The sequence below is a fragment of the Actinokineospora auranticolor genome (assembly GCF_002934265.1).
Lineage (GTDB): Bacteria > Actinomycetota > Actinomycetes > Mycobacteriales > Pseudonocardiaceae > Actinokineospora > Actinokineospora auranticolor.
Genome location: NZ_PTIX01000010.1, coordinates 283,041 through 302,094 on the forward strand (window position 1 = coordinate 283,041; position 19,054 = coordinate 302,094).

Here is a 19,054-nt window from a genome sequence, read left to right on the forward strand (position 1 = left end):
CCCAACACGCGAAGGACCCCATGAGCACCGACACCACGACCACGCCGCACCTGACCATCGACGGCACCCGCCCGCCGAGCCGCGACCTGGTAGCCGACCTGCACGCCTTCGCCGACCGGGTGGAGGACACCCAAGCGGCCGTCGCCGTCCTTCACCTGACCGGCGGCGCCACCACCGAGCAGGCACCACTGGACATCGCCCTGGTCAACAAGTGGGAACGCGCCCTACGCAGGCTTGAACGCCTCTCAGCCACCACAGTCGCCACCGTCCACGACGAATGCGGCGGTGTGGCCTTGGAGGCCCTACTGACCACCGATTACCGCATCGGCACCCCCGACGTCACCCTCCGCCTCCCCTCGGGCAGCGGCCCGTCCGCGGCCTGGCCGGGCATGGCCTTGTACCGGCTCGCCAACCAGGTAGGCGTAGCCCGAGTCCGCCGCGCCGTCCTGTTCGACGTCCCGGTCACCGCCTCAACCGCCGTAGAACTCGGCCTGCTGGACCAACTCGCCCCGTCCCTGGACGCGGCCACCCACCTGGCCAACACCTTCACCCCCACTCCCGCCTCAGACGTGGCAGTCCGCCGCCAACTCCTCCTGGAGGCCACCACAACCACCTTCGAAGACGCCCTAGGCAGGCACCTGGCCGCCTGCGACCGCGTCCTCCGCGGCGGCGCCGCATGACCCTCTTCCCCGACCTCCCCTCCTTGTCCACCCTCTCCGCTCTGGCCCGCACTTCCGAACAGCAGCTCCTCTCCCTACCCGAGCCCGCAGACCGAGGCCCGGACGACCGCGCCACCGCCGCGGCCATCCACCAAACCCTCCGCGCTGCCCGCTCCCACTACCTCTCATCCCACGTCGACACCATCTACAACGCGGTCACCGACAACCACCGCCTCCCCCTGCGCCTACCCGACCTCCTGGAATCAATCACCACCGCCTACCCCGGCATCCTCCCCAGCCCCCACCTCTTCACCCTCGAATCCGGCCGCGTACAAGCCGACAAAGAGGGCTTCGAAATCGACCAGGCCATCCTCCTACGCGCCGTACTGCGCTCTCCCACCTCAGGCCCCCACCTCCTGGAGTCCATGCTCCGCCCCACCCCACGCTCACTGTCCCTTTTAGACACGTTCCAAGCCACCGGCGACCTACGCCTACACTCTGTCCACCTATCCCGCCAAGACGGCATCACCCACCTGACCCTCATCCGCGAAGACTGCCTCAACGCCGAAGACTGCCAACAGGTCGACGACATGGAAACCGCGGTCGACCTAGCCCTCCTGGACCCCACCACCCACGTAGCCGCAGTCCGCGGCGGCCACATGACCCACCCCCGCTACAAGAACAAACGGGTCTTCAGCTCCGGCATAAACCTGAAACGCCTACACGCAGGCGACATCTCCCTGGTCGACTTCCTACTCCGCCGGGAACTGGGCTACATCAGCAAGATCCTCCGAGGCACCACAACCGACACCGACTGGCGCTCCCCCACCGTCGAAAAGCCGTGGCTCGCAGCCGTAGACACCTTCGCCATCGGCGGCGGCGCCCAACTGCTCCACACCTTCGACCGCGTGATCGCCGCCTCGGACTCCTACTACTGCCTCCCGGCGGCCCAGGAGGGCATCGTCCCCGGCATGGCCAACCTCCGCCTGACCCGCTCGGTCGGCGCCCGCGTGGCCAGGCAGATCCTGTTGTGGGGCCGAACCATCCACGCCACCGACCCGGAGGCGAGTCTCCTCTTCGACGAGGTAGTCCCCCCAGACCACATGGACACCACCGTCGCGGAAGCCGCCAACCGCCTGGACAACGCCGCCGTGCTCACCAACCGCAAAATGCTCAACCTGGCCGAAGAACCCCAAGACACCTTCCGCCACTACGCAGCCGAATTCGCCCTACAACAAGCACTCCGCATCTACAGCCAGGACGTCCTCACCAAAGTCAGCCGCTTCACCACCGCGGGCCGAAACCCCTGACCCCTACCCGCCCCGCACTCCGAGCCACTGCTCGGCCCCGACCTCCTCAAACCGCGCCACCTCGACAAAACCCAGCCGCGCCGCCAACCGCATCGACCGCTCGTTGGCCACCCGCGTGCAGAGCACCACCGACTCCCCCGGCAGCGCGCCCCCGAACCACTCCAGCGCCGCCGCACAGGCTTCGGTGGCATACCCATGTCCCCACACATGAGGCAAGAACAGGTAGCCGAGTTCGAACTCCCCCACTTCCCCGTGCCGGACCCGTTCCACGTCCCGCCGCTCAAGCGTGACCACCCCGACCATCACCCCGGCGACCTCGACCACCAGCACCCCAGGTCGCTGCCCCGGCACCCGAGGCACCTCCCCCTCAAGCTCCTCCCGAGACCGCCCGCCCCCGATGAAGGCCCCCACCTCCACCGACGCGAACAACTCGATGAACACCTTCCGATCCCGCCCCTCGGACGCCCGCAACAACAGCCGCCCCGTCGCGATCGGAACCGGCGGCCAGGCAACAGATCTCGGCTCGCTCATGCCGGGCAACCTATCGCCACCCGACACAGGCGATCGAGGTCGTCCCGCCTTGTGACAGCCTTGTTGTGGTCTTTTCTCCGCCGCCTCAACTCGGCACGCACGTCAGCGATCCGACCGGCTACCCGCTTGTCTCCGTACCCCAGCCACCCAAACAACCGGGTCGTCCAATCAGCGCTACGGTTCTGCTCCCGAAGCCCCTTTCGAGCCTCGTCCTGTAGCTCGCCGAGACCGGGCAGAGCGGCTTCGACCTCGTCGAGTTCGTTCTTCACCGCACGGCACTGTTGCGGCCTCGGTGCCTTCGCCATTGCTTTGCCGCATTCCGCCCCACCCCACCACCCCCGCTCGCTAGCATCGATCCCCGAAGGCACACCTCAAGGAGGCGCCGAGTGGCGCGGATCCCGATCACCTGGCGCTCCTGGACCTGGATCGCCGCCCGCTTCCTCCTCATCCTCCTGGTCCTCCCCGCCCTGATCGCCGCCATCACCGCCTTCATCGCCTACGCCGACCACACCTGGCTGCACGGCCCCGCGGGCGTCTTCATCGACGTCCTCCTCTGGACCGGCCTCGTCGGCGTCTGCGTCCTCGGCACCCTCGGCTCGATCCACTTCTTCCAGCGCCCCCACAACCACGACCACGAGATCGGCCGAGGCACCGGCGCGATGGTGTTCACCTGGCTCTTCTTCTTCGTCGGCGGCGTCTTCCTCATCACCCCCATCTACGTCATCCCCGCCCGCGGCGAACTCGTCAGCTGCACGGAAGCACTCAGCACCCCGCTCCCCCTCACGGCGGAGTGCGAGACCATCCACCGCTCCAGCACGGCCCGCACCGACCGCGTCTACATCGACACCGTCGGCACGATCCGGGCCCTCCCCGTCGACGACGTCGGCACCAAGCGCGGCCAAGCGGGTTACTTCGTGATCGTCGGCTACGCGGGCATGGTCCTGACCGCCCTCATCAGAACCGGCCAGGCCATCTACGTGCGCGGGCACTGCGACAACGCCTGTCTCGCCCAACGCGACCCCGGGCGGCTCACTCGCTGGCTCCGCGCCACTTTCCGACCGGAAACCTGATCGACTGGCCCTGCGTTGGTCGACAGCGCATCCTTCTTGTCCGGTGCCGCACGAGCCCCGACCGCCCCGTTCCGCCAACGCGCGGAGCAGCCAAGACTGCCGGAACGGAAAGTGAGACCGCTCACTTTCCGTGCACGGACGGTCGCTCAGCGCCGCCGCGTGTTGACCGCACTGTGACCACCCGGGAGTGACCCCTTGGCCGCCGACCTCATCCTGACCAACGCCACCGTGTACACGGTGGACTCCGCGCGCCCGTGGGCCACGTCGGTGGCCATCAAGGACGGCCGCGTGGTCGCCCTCGACGACGACGCGCAAGAGGCGACCAGGGTCGTCGACCTCGGTGGCGCGTTCGTCATGCCCGGTCTGGTCGACGTGCACAACCACCACGCGCTGGCGGGTCGGGCCGCGCTCTTCGAGTTGACCTTCGGCGGGGAGGCGGGCTTCGACGACATCCTCGCCGCCGTCCGCGCGTGGGCGAGCCGCCTCGGGCCGGACGAGTGGGTGGTCGGCGGGGCGTGGGCGTCGACGCTGGTCGACACCACCTCCCGGGAGTCCGCGCGGCGCGCGCTGGACGAGGCCGCGGGTGGCCGCCCGGTGGCCCTGATGGACGACAGCAGGCACAACCGCTGGGTCAGCACCCGCGCGCTGGAGCTGGCGGGCATCACCAAGGACACCCCGGACCCGGACGGCGGCGTCATCGTCCGCGACCAGGCGACCGGCGAACTGACCGGCGTCCTGCTGGAGGCCGCGGGGGTGCCGGTCGAGCGCGCGGTGCGCGAGTCCGGCGCGATGACGGTCGAGCAGCACGCCGCCGCGTCCCGGCACGGCATCGGCACCCTGCACTCGTTCGGCATCACCGCGTTCCAGGACGCGGGTGTCTCCGTCGACATCCTCAACGCCCTCAAGACCCTCGACGAGGCCGGTGACCTGCACGCCTGGGTCGTCACGTCGCTGCTGGTCAACGACCCGATCTTCGGTTTCGACCCGATCGGCCGACCGCTGATGGCCCTGGGCGCCCAGTACCGCAGCGCCCACCACCGCCCCGAGTTCATCAAGATCTTCCTCGACGGCGTCCCCCCGACCCGCACCGCCGCCTTCCTGGAGCCATACCTGCCCGACGAGGCGCACGGCGCCTGCTTCCACGGCGCCACCACCATGAAGCCCGACGAGCTCGTGGGCTGGCTGCGCGACGCCGCCGCCGCCGGGTTCGGCGCCAAGATCCACTGCACCGGCGACGCCGCGGTCCGCGCGACCCTCGACGCCGTGCGGACCCTGCGCGGCGAGGGCTTCGCCGACACCCGCTTCCAGGTGGCGCACGGTCAGTTCGTGCACCCCGACGACCTGGCCCGCTTCGGCGAGTTGGGGGTCGCCGCGGACATCTCGCCGTTCCTGTGGGTGCCGGGCGTCATCCCCAGCGCCATCGCGAACGTGCTGCCCGCGGAGCGCTCCGCGCGGATGCAGCCCAACCGGTCGCTGCTCGACAGCGGTGCCCTGGTCGCGGGCGGTTCGGACTGGCCGGTCAGCGAGTCGCCGAACGCGTGGGAGGGCATCCAGGGCCTGGTCACCCGCCAGGACCCGACGGGCGAGTTCCCGGGCGCGCTGTGGGCGGAGCAGGCCATCACCCTCGCGGAGGCGGTCGAGGCGTTCACCCTGTCGGGCGCCAAGGCCATGGGCGTGGACGACGTGACGGGTTCGCTGGCGGTCGGCAAGTCGGCGGACTTCATCGTCCTCGACCGCAACCCCTTCGAGACCGACATCGCCGAGGTCCACCAGACGGTGGTCACCCAGACCTGGTTCGCGGGCGAGCAGGTCTTCCAGCGCTAGCCGACCGGTCCCCGCGCGCCCCGCAAGGCGCGCGGGGCTGTCGGACCTGTGTCGTATTGTCCCCCGCGTGAGTACGCGGACTGTGACGTGGGACGAGGCCGTCGCGCTGTTCGAGGAGCGCGGGCTGTCCGAGGAAATCTGGCAGAACCTCTACGAGGGCGAGTACGTCCTCCACACCGGCAGCGCCGACATCGACGGCGGCTTCCCCCTGAACGACGGTGAGGACCACCCGTGGGAGGAAGAACGGGACATCGGCTACATCGTCGACGGTGACCTGACCCTCTCCGGCCCCCTCTACGACTTCGACGACGGCGCGGCGGCCCTGGTGGTCCTGGGCAACCTGAAGGTCAAGGCCCTGCACACCACGTGCGACTCGAAGATCATCGTCACCGGCCACACCACCGCCGAGGTCATCTACGCCGAGTACTCGGACAAGTACCTGGTCTTCGCGGGCGACCTGCGCGCCACCGTGCAGCTCTGGCTGAGCGAGAGCACCCCCGACCACATCGGCGGCACGTTCGCGGGCAGCCTCGTGCACATGGGCTACGACCGCGACTACCCGATCGAAGCGGGGAAGGTGGAGCTCTCGCCGGTCCCGTTCAGCGAGCTGCTGGTCCCCGAGGTCCTCGAGGACGGCGAGGTCGACAGCGAGGCCCTGCTCGACCGCATGACCTCGGGCGAGCCACTCCTCCGGTCCTGACACCCACCCGATCCGGCCCGCGGCGAGCCTTCGCGGGCCGGGTCACTCCCGCACGGGCACCAGCGGCCCGATCCGGGACCGGTGCCAGTGCGCCAGGTGGCTGATGAACCCGATGGAGTCGACCTCGGACAGGGCCGCGGCAGTGAGGTCGTCGGCCAATCCCCGGTACGAGCGCACGTGCTCCGGCCGGTGCACCCAGACCGGCGACGGCAGGCACCCCGTGACCACGATGCGCAGCTGACGGCAGTCCAGCAGCGTCGACTCGGCGTGCAAGTCAGGGTGCGCGTCGAACCCGCTCGGCACGATCCGCAGGCTCACGTTCGGCCGCCGCGCCATGTCGACCAGGTGCCCCAGCTGCGCGAGCGCGGCCCTGGGCTCCCCGAACGACTGGCGGACGGCGGAGTCGCCGATGAACGCGGTGACCGCGGGCGCCTCGTGCCCGACGGTCAGCCGTTCGCGCCTGCCGACCACGGCCTCGACCTGTTCGGGGATCATCCGCTCGGCCACCCCGCGCGCCCGCTGGGCGGCGGCGATGGTGGTGGGGGTCTGGAGCAGGTCGGGGATGCGCAGCAGGGAGATCAGGGTGATCGCCGCAGCCTCCTGCTCGAAGTCGACGTAGGCCCGCCGCTGCCACTGGCGCTCGGTCTCGTCGAAGGCCACCCACGAGGGCGCTTTCGCGTCCCGGACCAGCATCATGATCCCGGAGAAGCGCTCCTCGGCGACGCCCAGCGTGCCCAGGACCCGCCCCAGCTGCTCGGCGGACGGGACCCGGTCCCCGGTCTCCCAGCGGGAGAGGGTCGGTTCGTCGCGGCTGATCATCCCGGCGAACTCGCGCAGGCTGAAGCCGCGCGCCTCGCGTTCTTGGCGCAGGGCGCGGCCCAGCGCGACGGCCCTCGGAGTCCTGGCCATCGGTCACCCCTGGCTTGTCTGTGGCGGACAGTCACAGAGGACGGCAGGCCCTCTGTATGCAAGGATGCCTCCGCGAAGGCGAGTACGCAACCGTTGAGTTAGACAACGTGGCACTCGCCCCCCGCTTGAGGACCGGACACGCCACCGGCCACACTTGGTGTGGCCCCACCGAAGGGGTGAGGAAGGATCGACACCGTGCCGCAGAAGAAGCAGCCTCCCACCGTCCGGCTACGCCGGTTGGCGGCCGAGCTGCGCCGCCTCCGCGCGCAGGCGGACCTGAGCTGGGAGGCCGTCCACGAGCGGACGGCGATCAACAAGACGACGCTGTACCGGATCGAGAAGGCCCAGGCCCGTCCGCAGAAGCGTACGTTGCTGACTCTGCTCAGCCTGTACGAGGCTCCCAAGGACGAGCACGACTACCTGGTGGACCTGCTCAAGGACGCGAGCAAGCAGGGCTGGCTCCAGCCGTACCATTCGGACTTGCCCGAGGAGTACACGGCCTACATCAGCTTCGAGAACGAGGCGGCCTGCGTCCGCAACTATGAGGCTTCGTTCATCCCCGGGTTGCTGCAAGGTGAGGACTACGCCCGCGCCGTGATCACAGGGGTCCTTCCAGGCGCGACCGACGAAGAGATCGAGAACCACGTCCGGGCTCGGATGGGTCGCCAAGCCGTACTCACCAAGGACAAGCCGCTCAAGTTTTGGGCTGTCATCGACGAAGCCGCACTCCACAGGGACGTCGGCGGTCCGGAAGTCATGCGGGCGCAGCTCCTGAGCCTGGTCAAGGCTGCCAAGGCACCGAACATCACCCTGCAGATCATCCCGTTCGGCGCTGGTGCCCACCCAGGCATGTCCGGACAGTTCGTCCGGCTTGAGTTCGCCGACGCGATGGACACCGACCTCATCTACATCGAGAGCATGGCCGGTGAACTTTTTCTGGAGTCGGAAGCGGACATCAGCCGCTACCGCTCCATCTTCGACCACTTGGTGGCGATGGCGCTGAGTCCCAAGGAATCGGTGTCGCTGCTCATCGAGGAAGCCCAGGGCTAGGCCGAGAAGAAGGATAGGACACTGTGGAAAAGATCGACACCTCGACATTGAACTGGGTCAAGAGCAGCTTCTCCGGCAGCGGCCAGTGCTGCGAGGCAGCACACCTCAACAACGGCACCGCCTTCCGCGACTCCAAAAACCCCAACGGCGGCACCGTCATCTTCACCCACGGCAACTGGAAGACCTTCATCAACGGAGTCAAGCTCGACAAGTTCAACTGACCAGGAGGCGCAGATGGGCACCACCCAGCTCAACTGGATCAAAAGCAGCTACTCCAGCGGCAACGGCCAGTGCTGCGAAGCAGCCCACCTCGCCAACGGCGGCACCGCCCTCCGGGACTCCAAAAACCCCGGAGGCGGCACCATCGCCTTCACCCGCGGCGAGTGGAAGACCTTCATCAACGGAGTCAAGCTCGACAAGTTCAACTGACCAGGAGGCGCAGATGGGCACCACCCAGCTCAACTGGATCAAAAGCAGCTTCTCCAGCGCCAACGGCCAGTGCTGCGAAGCAGCCCACCTCGCCAACGGCGGCACCGCCCTCCGGGACTCCAAAAACCCCGGAGGCGGCGCCGTCACCTTCACCCGCAACGAATGGCGGGCCTTCCTCAACGGCGTCAAGCTCACCTGACCAGGAGGCAAAGCATGGACATCCCCAAGCTCCACTGGATCAAGAGCAGCTTCTCCAGCGGCAACGGCGCGTGCTGCGAAGCGGCCCACCACAGGACCGGCACCGCCTTCCGCGACTCCAAGAACCCCGCCGGCGGCACCCTCCACTTCGCCCGTGGCGAGTGGCGGACCTTCCTCAGCGCCGTCAAGCACGGCCGGTGAACCCGGGAGAAGCCCGTCCTCGAAGCTCCACCCGAGGACGGGCTTCCTCGTCCCTACTCCCCCACCGTCGCCTCCGCTGACGGCCTGGCACCCAGGTCCTCCAGCTTGTACCCCGTCGGATGCGACTTCATCTCCCCACCCGGCGTGAACGACGACTCCGCGCGCGGCGACATCGTCGCCACCACGCGAGCCCGCAAACGCAATCCCCGGCGCACCGCGAACGCCGCCAGCCGAGGCGGCGTCGCCACCCCCAGAGCCCGCCGCATCGGGGGGTCCATCAGGGACGGCAGCATCTGCCGGGCCAGCGGCGCCGCCCAGCTCGGGAACCGGTCCACGATCAACTGACTCGACGCCCCGATCAAGCGCGCGGCCGCGGGCGTCGGCGCGAAGTGCTCGGCCTCGTACGCGTCGAACCAATCCTCGAACTCCGCCAGGCTCCCCGGGATCTCCTTGATCGCCATGTGCTCCCCCACCTCCCGCCAGAAGTGGTAGGCCGCCTCGCGCTCCGCCGGGTCCAGCGGTCGCCACCCGTACCGCTCGATGTGCCGCAGCGGCACGATCAGCAGCGACCCCAACACATACACGTAATCGTCGTTGGAGATCTCCCACCGGCGGTGCATCTTGTTCATGGACCGCAGCACGTGCCGGGCACGCGGATCGTCCAACCCGTGCTCGACCATCTCCGCGATCATCAGCCCCGTGTCCTCCGCGCGCGCCACCGGGTCCGCGACGATGTGACCGGTCCGCCCCAGCAGCCCGCCGATGCTCGGCACCCCGTACGTCCGGAAGAACGCCAGCTGCAACGACACCTGCCACTCGAACGGGAACTCGAACAGCGTCGTCAGCCGGTGGATGGCCGCGTTGTCCGCCACCGGGTCCAGCCCCCGGATCGTCGCCAGGTGGGTCAACCGGGACTCGTCCAGCCGCCCCAGGAAACGGCTGCCGGTACGGACAACGCGACGCATCAACGGACTCCGGGTTCTCACAGGTGGGCGCGGTGCGGGGCGAGCAGCGGGGACCGGCTGAACGCGCGGGCCGCCGCGCGCCAGCGGACCAGGTCGCTCGACAGGTCGGGGGCGAGGTCCGCCGAGGTGGCGACGAGGTCGGACGTCGCGTCCGTGGATTCCGCGCGGCTGTGCGCGGGCAGCCCGAACGCGAACACCGCCGCGTCCAGCACCGCCACGACCGCGCCGTCGTCGAGCCCGCGGCCGCGCGCGTCGGCTTCCAGGTCCCGCAACCGGTCCTCCGGCACCAGCGGCCGCAACGTCCGATAAGCATCCCAGATGTCGATCACGCCGCGGTACAACAACTTCGCCGGGTTGACCACCGGCACCCACTCCCGCAACGACGACAACCCGGAAGCCCGCCGGTGCTCGGGCATGTGCCGCCGCACCTCAGTCCACAGTGGACGCAACGCGCGCACTCCAATCGCCGCCCGCTGCCACTCGGCGACCGCGCGGGCGGGGGTGGTCAACGCCGTCGACTTGATCGTGGCCATCGACACCCCGGCCAGGCACAGCGCACACGCGAGCGGCGCGGCGACGTTGCCGATCATCGCCTCCGGCCACGGCGGCACCACCCCGCACAGCAGCGCGATCTGGAAAACCAGTTTGTTCGCGCAGTACAGCAGCCCCACCGCGTCCCCGGCGGTGTTGAGCCGCAACGCGAGCCGCAGCCGCGGCAACACCCCCGCCTTGCCGGACCACCGAATCGACAGCCGCGCGATCTCGGCGAGCGCAAGCCCCAGGTAGAGGCTGTACGCGATGAACGCCCACGCCGCGACCGGATCCCCCGCCCCACCGGCCTCCGTCCGCCCGGCAGGCCCGTACACGAAGTCCGGCGCACCGGGCGCGAGGTGGAACAGCACCAGGATCACCGCGATAGTGACAATCGGCAGGATCGCCCGCCGCGCGGTCCCCCGCGCGGCCTCATCGCGATCACCGGTGAAGGAGTACAGAAAGAAGGTCTGAACCAACCAAGCCGCAAGAATCACCAGCGTGTGCTGCGTCGGCCAACTCAGGTTGAACCCGGCGATCCCATCGAGCCACCGCCGCGGTGGACCGAGTTGCAGGGTCAACGCCAACGCCAACGCCACACACGCCAACGCGTTCGCCCGCCGCGCCGGCCGATCAGCCGTGCGAACATGCCGACGAACACGACTCATCACCGCGAGCAACGCCACAACCAGCGCCAAGACGGACAGCGCCGTATACATCACGACACCCCCGGTTCCGCACCGAAGCGCCGACGCACCACCAAGCCCCCGCGCCCCAACAACAACGACGGCTCCACCACACCGAAGGCGCTAAGGCACGTCATCACCGTGCACATCACAACGCCCCCGGCACCGAACACCAGGGCGAAACGCCGAAACACCCCCAGGCTCTCGGGTCCCAGCCGTCGCAGCGGCTCCACCACACCGGAAGCTCCGCGGCGCCCCATCACCACCAGCACCGTGTACCTCACGACAACCCCACCGTGGCATCGAACGCCACGAGCAAGCGCCGAGACACCTTCGAGCCCGCAGGCCGCGACCACCCGACCCCGGAGGTGCCGCGGCACCCCACCACCGCGAACAGCCCCCGGGCCGACACCACCCCGCGAGTCACGACGGCCCCAGCTCCGCGCCAAACGCAGCGGCGAGGCGCCGAAGCACCTCAAGCTCCTCAGGGTCAAGACGCGGCGGCGGCTCCACCACACCGGAAGCGCAGTAGCGGAAGAACAGCTCCTCCGCCGCGATCTCCGCCTCCCGTTCCTGCCGAGCCGCGGCCTCATCCGGCGGCGCCGCCGTATCTCCCCGACAACGCCCACCAAGCACCGCGCGGCGCACCATCACCGGGTCGAGGTCCGGCATCGATGCCAGCAGCACGGTCCACTGCGCCGCGTCCAGCCCACCGCTAACACCGTGGTCAAGCAGCATGTGGCCGAGCTCGTGCAGGATCGAGTGCTGGGCGAGCAGCGGCGCGGTCCCATCGTCGTAGAGGATGAAGTCGCGCTTGCGGGTGCCGACCCACAGCCCGGTGAACGACGGCCGCTGCCCCGCGGGCAACACCCGCCCCATCGGCACCAGCCGCAGCGGTTTGCCCCGGTGGCGGGCCACGGCGGCGCAGAACCGGTGGACGTCGAACGGCCCGTCGACCCGTTTGTCCGCCTCGATCGCGGACAGGATCGGCCGCAACCGCGCCAGCACGTCCCGGCGCAGCGCCCGCCCCCCACCGGATTTCACCGTGGCTCGTCTCCCCCGTCCTCGTCGTCGAGCGCGTCCTCGCGCAGCAGCGCGGCCACGACCTCCCCGACCATCCGCCGGGTGCGCGGGCTGGCGTCGTTGAGCGCCCGGGCCAGCGCGACCACGTCGGGGCCGACTCCCACCAAGGTTGCCAGGGTATTCAACTGGGTGGTCAGGGGGCGGTAGTCCTCAGGGTCGCCGAGCAGGTACCTGGCGGGCACGGAGAAGAAGCCCGCGACGGCGCGCAGCACGTTGATGCCCACGTCGTGCGCGCTGCCGTCGCGCAGCGAGCGGATCTCCTCGGCCGTCGAGCCGACGGCGGCGGCGACCTCGGCGTCGGTGTACTCGTGTCCGTTCTCGGCGCGGAAGACGGTGAACAGCCGGTTCAGCCGGACGTCCAGGGATTCCTCGACGGGCCCGAGCGCCTCCAACGCCTCCGCGCGCGAGCGCTCCCGGTGGCGGCGCCACTCGGCCAGGTGGTCGGCGAGGGTGCGACCGGGCTGCACGTCCTCGACGAGGAAAGCCAGCGGCACCTCGAAGATCCGCGCGATGCCCTGCAACACGTGCAACGACGGGTTGTCGCGCTGACCGGCGCGCAGGAACCCGAGGTAGATCCGGGTGCAGCCGCTGACGTTGCGGTCCTTGAGCGCGCGCTCGAACTCGGCGTTGCTCCAGGAGCGCCACTCGCGCGGCAGGTCCGGGTCGCCCGCGGCGCGGCAGGCCGCCGCCTGCTCCTTGTCCGTGACCGGGCGCCGGACCGTGGTGAACAGGAAGTCCAGCCGCGCGGCGAGCGGGTATCCGCCGCTTTCGGACCGACCCCCATCGAAGTGCCGGTCGGCGCCGAACGCCCCTTGACCACCATTGAACTGTTGGCAGCCACCGAACTCGTGCTGACCACCGTCGGAGTTCCGGTCACCACCGAACCGGCCGTGACCTACCTGCGCTATCGGCTCGTCGCCCGCCATGCTCGAACCCCAGAGTCCATCACCCGCCAGAGGGGTGTAACTGATCGCGTGCCGACATTAACCCACCTTTACCGCCGCCGGCGTACGCGATCGCCGCACCACTCGAATGCAGCAGTGTTTGATCACACTGCGTAGCAAGTTGATCTATCCGAGTGAAAGGTGCCTGCAACCGGCCTGGGTCAAGGGAAACCGACCTAGCCTCTGAGTGGAAGAAAGGCACAATCTCAGTTACACGTCGCTGAGAGTCAGCGGTTCGGGTCGGGGGGCACGAGATGCGGCTTGGGGGAGTTCGCGGATCCGGGGGAGGACGGCGTCGGCCACGCTGGGGGTGCGGCCGACGCCGCCGGCCCCGCGCCGGGGCACGGGGTGAGGAACCCGACGGGGTAGGAGATCTCCTACAGCTCGCGGTCGCCGCACATGGCCTGCCTCCGATCACCCTGGGGAGAAGTGGAATGGCTGACGCCCTGACGACCTGGGGTCGCCGCGCACCGGCACGGCGGCCACCTCCACACCAGGTCGACGAGACCCCAACCGGTCGAACGCCCGCGGACACCCGCCCGGTGCCGCCTGACCGGACCAGTGTGGCGGGTCGGGACCGGTGGTGGAACCGCCGGGTGCCCGTGCGGGACTGGACCTTGTGGACACGCCCCGTCGCGGCGGTGGTGTGGCTGCTCGGACTGGACACCGCTGTCGCGGTCTGGACGGTCGCGGCGGGTTGGGGTGAGCGGGTTTCCGGCTCGGACTGGGTGCGCTTCGGCACGCTGGCGGCCATCGCCGTGGCGTACCTGGCGCTGACCCGCCAGTGGGAGGAGCGCCGCAGACTGGCCGACAACCAGGGCGAACACGTCGACCAGACATCGGTTTTCGTGTTCAGCGCGGCGCTGCTGCTGCCGGTTTGGCTGCTCTTCGCCCTGATCGCCCTGCTCCGCCACCGCCGCTTCCTCATCGCACGCAAACCACCGCACTCGTTCCTGTTCACCACGGCAGCCATCACCGCGGGCGCGCTGGGTGTGCACGCCGTCGCCGAGTCGACTCCGCTAGGGGAGCGCCTCACCGGGGCGCTGCCCGCCGTGCACGACGTGTTCGCCCTGGACTCGGCGCTGGCCATGATCGCGGCGATGGCGGTGTACTTCGTGGTGCAGGGCGCCTTGATCGGCGTCGCGCGTGGACTGATCAACCGGACGTGGTCGCCGCGGGAACTGCTGGGCGAACCGTCGGCCAACGTCTACATCGTGTCCACACTGGTCCTCGCGGTGTGCCTGAGCGTGCTGCTCTCGGTCAGCGTGGTGCTGGGCGCCGCCATCCTCCTGGTCATCGCGCCCCTGGCCCGCATGCGGCACCAACTGGCCCAGGCCACCGCCGACCGCAAGCGACTCCTGCACGACGCCCTCACCGACCCGCTGACCCGCCTCCCCAACCGCCGCGGCTTCGAACCCGCGGCCCAGCTGGCCCTCGTCGCGGACCAGGCGGCCCGCCGCCCCACGGCGTTCCTGTACGTGGACGTGGACCGCTTCAAGGAGTGGAACACCCGCATCGGCCACGCGGGCGCGGACCAGTTGCTGGCGGCCATCGCGGCCGTCCTCCGCCACCAGATCCGCGGCGACGACCTCCCGTGCCGCTGGGGCGGGGAGGAATTGTGCGTGGTACTCCCAAATACCACGTTGCCACAAGCGATCGCCATCGCCGAGCGCATCCGCACCGGCGTCCGCGACCTGGACCTCACCATCACCCGACCCGCGGGCGGCACCAACATCCGCCTGGGCCACGAGGCCCCGCCCTGCACGGTCTCCATCGGCGCCGCGGTCACCCCGACCTGGGACGCGACCCTGCCGGACCTGGCCGAACTGGCCGACGAGGCCCTGTCCACCGCCAAGGCGACAGGCCGCAACCGCGTCATCGCCGCGACTTCACCGGCTGAGATCCACTAACCCACCCCACCCCACCCCACCCAAGCCGCGCCCGCCCACCCGGCCCAGGCTGTCTCAAACCCCTGCACCCCCGCTGGAACAGAAGGGGCCCTCGCAGCACCCCGCGAGGGCCCCTCCACCACACCCGACTACTTCTTCACGTCATACCGGTCCAGGTCAGCGACCTTGGCCCACGCCGCCACGAAGTCGCGCACGAACTTCTCCTGCGCGTCCGAGCTCGCGTACACCTCGGCCACGGCCCGCAGCTCCGAGTTCGACCCGAACAGCAGGTCCACCCGGCTACCGGTCCACCGCACCTTGCCCGTGGCCCGGTCGCGGCCCTCGAAGCTCTCCGAGTCGGCCGTGGTCGGCTTCCACTCGGTGGCCATGTCCAGCAGGTTCACGAAAAAGTCGTTCGTCAGCGTGCCCGGCCGGTCGGTCAGCACACCCGCGCTCGACTGCTTGTGGTTCGCGCCGAGCACCCGCAGACCGCCCACGAGCACCGTCATCTCCGGCGCGCTCAGCGTGAGCAGGTTCGCCCGGTCGACCAGCAGGAACTCCGCCCGCAGGCGGTGGCCCTTGCCCAGGTAGTTGCGGAAGCCGTCGGCGGTCGGCTCCAGCGCCGCGAACGAGTCGGCGTCGGTCTGCTCGGCGGTGGCGTCGGTGCGGCCCGGCGTGAACGGGACGACGACGGTGTGGCCCGCGGCCGCGGCGGCCTGCTCCACACCGGCGTTGCCTGCGATCACAATCAGGTCGGCGAGCGAAACCTTCTTGCCACCGGCGTTGAACCGCTCCCGCACACCCTCAAGCGCGCTCAGCACGCCGGAAAGCACCTCGGGCTCGTTGACTTCCCAGCTCCGCTGCGGCTCCAGGCGGATGCGGGCACCGTTCGCCCCACCGCGCTTGTCGCTGCCGCGGAAGGTCGACGCCGAGGCCCACGCCGTGCTCACGAGCTGGGCGACGGTCAGACCCGAGTCCAGGATGTCCCGCTTGAGCGCGGCAACGTCCGATTCGGACACCAGCTCGTGGTCGACGGCGGGCACGCGGTCCTGCCAGATCAGCGCTTCCTGCGGCACCTGCGCGCCGAGGTAGCGCTGGATCGGGCCCATGTCGCGGTGCGTCAGCTTGAACCACGCCCGCGCGAACGCGTCCGCGAACTCGGCGGGGTTGTCCTTGAAGCGGCGGGAGATCGCCTCGTAGATCGGGTCGTACCGCAGCGACAGGTCGGTGGTCAGCATTGTCGGCGGACGGGTCAGCTCGCCGGACTCCGGGTCGGGCACGGTGTTCGCGGCGGCGCCGTTGGCGGGCTCCCACTGGTGCGCGCCCGCCGGGCTCTTGGTCAGCACCCACTCGTGCTCGAAGAGCACCTCGAAGAAGGTGTTGTCCCACTTGGTCGGCGTCGGCGTCCACGTGGTCTCCAGACCACTGGTGATCGCGTCGCGGCCCTTGCCGGAGCCAAAGCTGTTGCGCCAGCCCAGGCCCTGCTCCTCCAGCGGCGCGCCCTCGGGCTCGGCACCGACGTGCTTGTCCGCGTCACCGGCGCCGTGCGCCTTGCCGAAGGTGTGACCACCGGCGATGAGCGCGACGGTCTCCTCGTCGTTCATCGCCATGCGGCCGAAGGTGTCGCGGATGTCGCGCGCGGCGGCCAGCGGGTCGGGGTTGCCGTTGGGGCCCTCGGGGTTGACGTAGATGAGTCCCATCTGGACGGCGGCCAGCGGGTTCTCCAGCGAGCGGTCGCCGGTGTAGCGCTCGTCGCCGAGCCAGGTGCGCTCGGGTCCCCAGTAGACGTCCTGGTCGGGCTCCCACACGTCGGCGCGGCCACCGGCGAAGCCGAAGGTCTTGAAGCCCATGGTCTCCAGCGCGCGGTTGCCCGTGAAGATCATCAGGTCGGCCCAGGAGACCTTGCGGCCCCACTTCTGCTTGACCGGCCACAGCAGGCGGCGGGCCTTGTCCAGGTTGCCGTTGTCCGGCCAGCTGTTGAGCGGGGCGAAGCGCTGCATGCCCGCGCCCGCGCCACCGCGGCCGTCCTGGATGCGGTACGTACCCGCGCTGTGCCAGGCCATGCGGATCATCAGCGGGCCGTAGTGGCCGAAGTCGGCGGGCCACCAGTCCTGGGAGGTGGTCAGCACGGCGTCGACGTCGGCGGCGAGCTCGTCGAGGTCGACGGTCAGGAACTCGGCGGCGTAGTCGAAGTCCGCGTCATTCGGGTTGGCGACGGCCGAGTGCTTGCGCAGGATGGCCAGGTTCAGCTGGTTCGGCCACCACTCGCGGTTGCTGCCGCCCTCGGTCGGGTGGTTGATCCGCCCAGCCGACACGGGGCACCCACCGGCGCCCCCTTCGTTCATCTCACCCACGACGGCGTTTGGCTCGGACACGCGATTCCTTTCGGAGAACTGCACAGACAAGTCATCAAGCTCGGGAACACCCGGGGCACAGACCCCGGTAGACGACCTCGGCCTCGTCGATGACGAAACCGTTCGCGTCGGAAGCGGTCAAACAGGGCGCGAACCCCACGGCACAGTCCACATCGGCGATGACACCGCAAGACCGGCAGACAACGTGGTGGTGGTTATCCCCCACCCGAGCCTCATAACGAGCCACCGACCCAGGCGGCTCGATACGACGCAACAACCCGGCCCCGGTCAACGCCCGCAGCACGTCGTAGACGGCCTGGTGCGACACCCCACCGAGCTCACCCCGAACAACCCCGATGATGGAGTCCGTATCGGCATGCGGGTGCGCGTGCACGGCGGACAGCACCGCGAGCCGGGGGCCGGTCACCCTCAGTGACGCGGCCCGCAGCAGCTGCCGGAAGTCGGAGGCCGTGGGCACGCGGGCAGTCTTACGGGTTTTCTGGAATTAATCAAGTTAACAGTGGCTGACCACACGCCCCACGCTGCCGGCCACCCACCGCCCCGACACACCCGCGCACAGCACGCACCCGGCCACCCTCGTTCAAGATCATCTTAGCCCCACCCCCACGCCCCGCCTCCTCCCGGTTATCCACAAGCATGATCATCTTCGGCCGGTCTTGTCGGTGCTCACCACTAGAATGGATACCGGGGGCCGGAGGCATACCCTCCCCACCCCGAGGACCTCGCACACCCCACTACGCCTCACCCACACCCCAACGCGCCCGACTCCCGGCCGACAACGCCCGAGTTGTCTACAGGGGGTTATTCAGCGGTGTAGAAATAGAGGCCGATAACGGCCGAGATGGTGTCGGTGAAGGTGTTGATGGGGCGCCGGTAGTCGGCGTGGAGAACGCGCCAGGTCTTGAGTTGGGCGATGGCGCGTTCAACCACGACACGAATTGAGTTGCGCTGTCGGTTGAACTCTTTTTCCCAGTCGGACTGTCGCGGTTTCGGGTTTTTCTGATCGGGATGAGGATGCCGCTGCCGATGTAGCCCTTGTCGCCAAGCCAGGTGCCGGGGTCTCGTCCGTCGTGAACGTGCGAGGCTTTCAGGCCCACGATGTCGTTCCGGGATCCCGATATCGGATCCGATACCCATCTCAGGCGTCCGTCCGGCGTGCACACGACCTGGACGGTGAGTCCGGTCGTGCAGTGCTTCCCGGAGAACAACTCCGGATGATCGACGAACCGAGCCTTCGGTCGCTTCGCGGATCAGAGCGCACAATTCCTCAACACGGCCTCGAGCGAGGCCGGTGGCATGATGCATGGAGGTGATCCGTTTGAGAGACCTAAGTGCGGTAACCAAATTCTCGCAAACGGACCGCAACCTCTTGCTTCGGGGTGATCATCGCGGGTCGTGAATGAGCCTCACAGGATTGATCATCTTCGACCGATCTTGTCGGTGCCCACCGGTAGCATGGAACCTGGGGGCCGGAGGCGCAATGCCACTAACTTAGGCTAGGTGCGAGGATTCTGATGGTGGCCGGACCCTGATGTCGAACGCCTTGATGTTTGCCCTTTTTGGTGGGGTAGCGTTTATGGCGTCCACGTTTGGCCACACGGGGGTACGTTCGGTGCCTTCGGGCCGCGAGGTGTCTCTCGTTGATTTCCGCGCGGGTCTCCGATAACGCTCTCGCCTGGCGCTCAGGGGGAAAAATCCGC

General features: G+C 69.1%; 20 protein-coding genes and 1 pseudogene. 11 read left to right on the forward strand and 10 right to left on the reverse strand.

Annotated features, from left to right (window positions below):
* The first annotated feature begins 20 nt into the window (after positions 1–20).
* Both dpgB and dpgC read left to right on the forward strand, forming a co-directional pair.
* Complete coding sequence (gene dpgB / locus CLV40_RS20145; RefSeq protein WP_104480492.1) at positions 21–680, forward strand: enoyl-CoA-hydratase DpgB; 660 nt, start codon at positions 21–23, stop codon at positions 678–680.
* The gene (gene dpgC, locus CLV40_RS20150) at positions 677–1,969 is read left to right on the forward strand and encodes a (3,5-dihydroxyphenyl)acetyl-CoA 1,2-dioxygenase DpgC (protein ID WP_104480493.1); all 1,293 of its coding nucleotides are present in this window, start codon (positions 677–679) and stop codon (positions 1,967–1,969) included. The genes dpgB and dpgC overlap by 4 nt, the downstream gene beginning before the upstream one ends.
* A gap of 3 nt (positions 1,970–1,972) precedes the next feature.
* Here the strand turns inward: dpgC and CLV40_RS20155 are convergent, their stop codons facing one another.
* The gene (locus CLV40_RS20155) at positions 1,973–2,500 is read right to left on the reverse strand and encodes a GNAT family N-acetyltransferase (RefSeq protein WP_104480543.1); all 528 of its coding nucleotides are present in this window, start codon (positions 2,498–2,500) and stop codon (positions 1,973–1,975) included.
* Between the two features lie 386 nt (positions 2,501–2,886).
* Between CLV40_RS20155 and CLV40_RS20160 the strand changes: the two genes are divergently transcribed.
* The 3 genes from CLV40_RS20160 to CLV40_RS20170 all read left to right on the forward strand — a co-directional run bounded on the left by CLV40_RS20160 (position 2,887) and on the right by CLV40_RS20170 (position 6,094).
* On the forward strand, positions 2,887–3,570 hold the full coding sequence (locus CLV40_RS20160; protein ID WP_104480494.1) for a hypothetical protein: 684 nt from the start codon (positions 2,887–2,889) through the stop codon (positions 3,568–3,570).
* A 195-nt stretch (positions 3,571–3,765) separates the two neighbouring features.
* A complete protein-coding gene (locus CLV40_RS20165; protein ID WP_104480495.1) occupies positions 3,766–5,394 on the forward strand; it encodes an amidohydrolase in 1,629 nt (542 codons plus the stop codon).
* A gap of 67 nt (positions 5,395–5,461) precedes the next feature.
* Entirely contained in the window at positions 5,462–6,094 is a 633-nt protein-coding gene (locus tag CLV40_RS20170) for a hypothetical protein (protein WP_146108119.1), read from the forward strand.
* Positions 6,095–6,136: 42 nt separating this feature from the next.
* Here the strand turns inward: CLV40_RS20170 and CLV40_RS20175 are convergent, their stop codons facing one another.
* On the reverse strand, positions 6,137–7,003 hold the full coding sequence (locus CLV40_RS20175) for a helix-turn-helix domain-containing protein (RefSeq protein ID WP_104480497.1): 867 nt from the start codon (positions 7,001–7,003) through the stop codon (positions 6,137–6,139).
* A 195-nt stretch (positions 7,004–7,198) separates the two neighbouring features.
* Here CLV40_RS20175 and CLV40_RS20180 point away from each other — a divergent pair, with 195 nt between their 5' ends.
* From CLV40_RS20180 to CLV40_RS20200, 5 genes are read left to right on the forward strand one after another with little or no spacing between them, the layout of a single operon-like run.
* Positions 7,199–8,053: a helix-turn-helix domain-containing protein gene (locus CLV40_RS20180; protein ID WP_104480498.1), complete on the forward strand. Its 855-nt coding sequence runs from the start codon at positions 7,199–7,201 to the stop codon at positions 8,051–8,053.
* Positions 8,054–8,076: 23 nt separating this feature from the next.
* Positions 8,077–8,274 (forward strand): DUF397 domain-containing protein, encoded by a 198-nt coding sequence (locus CLV40_RS20185; protein ID WP_104480499.1) that lies wholly within the window; start codon positions 8,077–8,079, stop codon positions 8,272–8,274.
* Positions 8,275–8,287: 13 nt separating this feature from the next.
* Positions 8,288–8,482, forward strand: coding sequence for a DUF397 domain-containing protein (locus CLV40_RS20190; protein ID WP_104480500.1), 195 nt, complete (start codon positions 8,288–8,290; stop codon positions 8,480–8,482).
* A gap of 13 nt (positions 8,483–8,495) precedes the next feature.
* Positions 8,496–8,681 carry a DUF397 domain-containing protein gene (locus CLV40_RS20195; protein ID WP_104480501.1) on the forward strand — a complete coding sequence of 62 codons (186 nt, stop codon included), beginning with the start codon at positions 8,496–8,498 and terminating at the stop codon, positions 8,679–8,681.
* A 14-nt stretch (positions 8,682–8,695) separates the two neighbouring features.
* A complete protein-coding gene (locus CLV40_RS20200) occupies positions 8,696–8,881 on the forward strand; it encodes a DUF397 domain-containing protein (protein ID WP_104480502.1) in 186 nt (61 codons plus the stop codon).
* A gap of 53 nt (positions 8,882–8,934) precedes the next feature.
* Here CLV40_RS20200 and CLV40_RS20205 read toward each other — a convergent pair whose 3' ends face one another.
* The 5 genes from CLV40_RS20205 to CLV40_RS20225 form a co-directional block, all read right to left on the reverse strand.
* On the reverse strand, positions 8,935–9,846 hold the full coding sequence (locus tag CLV40_RS20205) for an oxygenase MpaB family protein (protein ID WP_104480503.1): 912 nt from the start codon (positions 9,844–9,846) through the stop codon (positions 8,935–8,937).
* A 17-nt stretch (positions 9,847–9,863) separates the two neighbouring features.
* Positions 9,864–11,096 (reverse strand): MAB_1171c family putative transporter, encoded by a 1,233-nt coding sequence (locus CLV40_RS20210; protein WP_342752283.1) that lies wholly within the window; start codon positions 11,094–11,096, stop codon positions 9,864–9,866.
* A complete protein-coding gene (locus CLV40_RS20215; protein ID WP_104480505.1) occupies positions 11,096–11,347 on the reverse strand; it encodes a hypothetical protein in 252 nt (83 codons plus the stop codon). Before CLV40_RS20215 ends, CLV40_RS20210 begins: the two co-directional genes overlap by 1 nt.
* A gap of 139 nt (positions 11,348–11,486) precedes the next feature.
* Positions 11,487–12,107, reverse strand: a complete 621-nt coding sequence (locus CLV40_RS20220; protein WP_104480506.1) for a hypothetical protein — start codon at positions 12,105–12,107, stop codon at positions 11,487–11,489.
* Positions 12,104–13,072, reverse strand: coding sequence for a hypothetical protein (locus CLV40_RS20225; protein WP_104480507.1), 969 nt, complete (start codon positions 13,070–13,072; stop codon positions 12,104–12,106). Before CLV40_RS20225 ends, CLV40_RS20220 begins: the two co-directional genes overlap by 4 nt.
* A 614-nt stretch (positions 13,073–13,686) precedes the next feature.
* Between CLV40_RS20225 and CLV40_RS20230 the strand changes: the two genes are divergently transcribed.
* Entirely contained in the window at positions 13,687–15,000 is a 1,314-nt protein-coding gene (locus tag CLV40_RS20230) for a GGDEF domain-containing protein (protein ID WP_245931412.1), read from the forward strand.
* Positions 15,001–15,128: 128 nt separating this feature from the next.
* Here the strand turns inward: CLV40_RS20230 and katG are convergent, their stop codons facing one another.
* From katG to CLV40_RS20245, 3 genes and pseudogenes are all read right to left on the reverse strand, one after another.
* A complete protein-coding gene (gene katG, locus CLV40_RS20235; RefSeq protein ID WP_104480544.1) occupies positions 15,129–17,324 on the reverse strand; it encodes a catalase/peroxidase HPI in 2,196 nt (731 codons plus the stop codon).
* A gap of 64 nt (positions 17,325–17,388) precedes the next feature.
* Positions 17,389–17,811 (reverse strand): Fur family transcriptional regulator, encoded by a 423-nt coding sequence (locus tag CLV40_RS20240; RefSeq protein ID WP_104480509.1) that lies wholly within the window; start codon positions 17,809–17,811, stop codon positions 17,389–17,391.
* A 344-nt stretch (positions 17,812–18,155) separates the two neighbouring features.
* A pseudogene (locus tag CLV40_RS20245) lies at positions 18,156–18,517 on the reverse strand (transposase family protein).
* Positions 18,518–19,054 lie beyond the last annotated feature (537 nt).

What these genes read in the sequence shown, in the direction of transcription:
- dpgB (WP_104480492.1), top strand. Translation starts at nt 21, where the DNA reads ATGAGCACCGACACCACGACCACGCCGCACCTGACCATCGACGGCACC.
- dpgC (WP_104480493.1), top strand. Translation starts at nt 677, where the DNA reads ATGACCCTCTTCCCCGACCTCCCCTCCTTGTCCACCCTCTCCGCTCTG.
- CLV40_RS20155 (WP_104480543.1), bottom strand. Translation starts at nt 2,500, where the DNA reads ATGAGCGAGCCGAGATCTGTTGCCTGGCCGCCGGTTCCGATCGCGACG.
- CLV40_RS20175 (WP_104480497.1), bottom strand. Translation starts at nt 7,003, where the DNA reads ATGGCCAGGACTCCGAGGGCCGTCGCGCTGGGCCGCGCCCTGCGCCAA.
- CLV40_RS20190 (WP_104480500.1), top strand. Translation starts at nt 8,288, where the DNA reads ATGGGCACCACCCAGCTCAACTGGATCAAAAGCAGCTACTCCAGCGGC.
- CLV40_RS20195 (WP_104480501.1), top strand. Translation starts at nt 8,496, where the DNA reads ATGGGCACCACCCAGCTCAACTGGATCAAAAGCAGCTTCTCCAGCGCC.
- CLV40_RS20200 (WP_104480502.1), top strand. Translation starts at nt 8,696, where the DNA reads ATGGACATCCCCAAGCTCCACTGGATCAAGAGCAGCTTCTCCAGCGGC.
- CLV40_RS20205 (WP_104480503.1), bottom strand. Translation starts at nt 9,846, where the DNA reads ATGCGTCGCGTTGTCCGTACCGGCAGCCGTTTCCTGGGGCGGCTGGAC.
- CLV40_RS20210 (WP_342752283.1), bottom strand. Translation starts at nt 11,096, where the DNA reads ATGTATACGGCGCTGTCCGTCTTGGCGCTGGTTGTGGCGTTGCTCGCG.
- CLV40_RS20225 (WP_104480507.1), bottom strand. Translation starts at nt 13,072, where the DNA reads ATGGCGGGCGACGAGCCGATAGCGCAGGTAGGTCACGGCCGGTTCGGT.
- katG (WP_104480544.1), bottom strand. Translation starts at nt 17,324, where the DNA reads ATGAACGAAGGGGGCGCCGGTGGGTGCCCCGTGTCGGCTGGGCGGATC.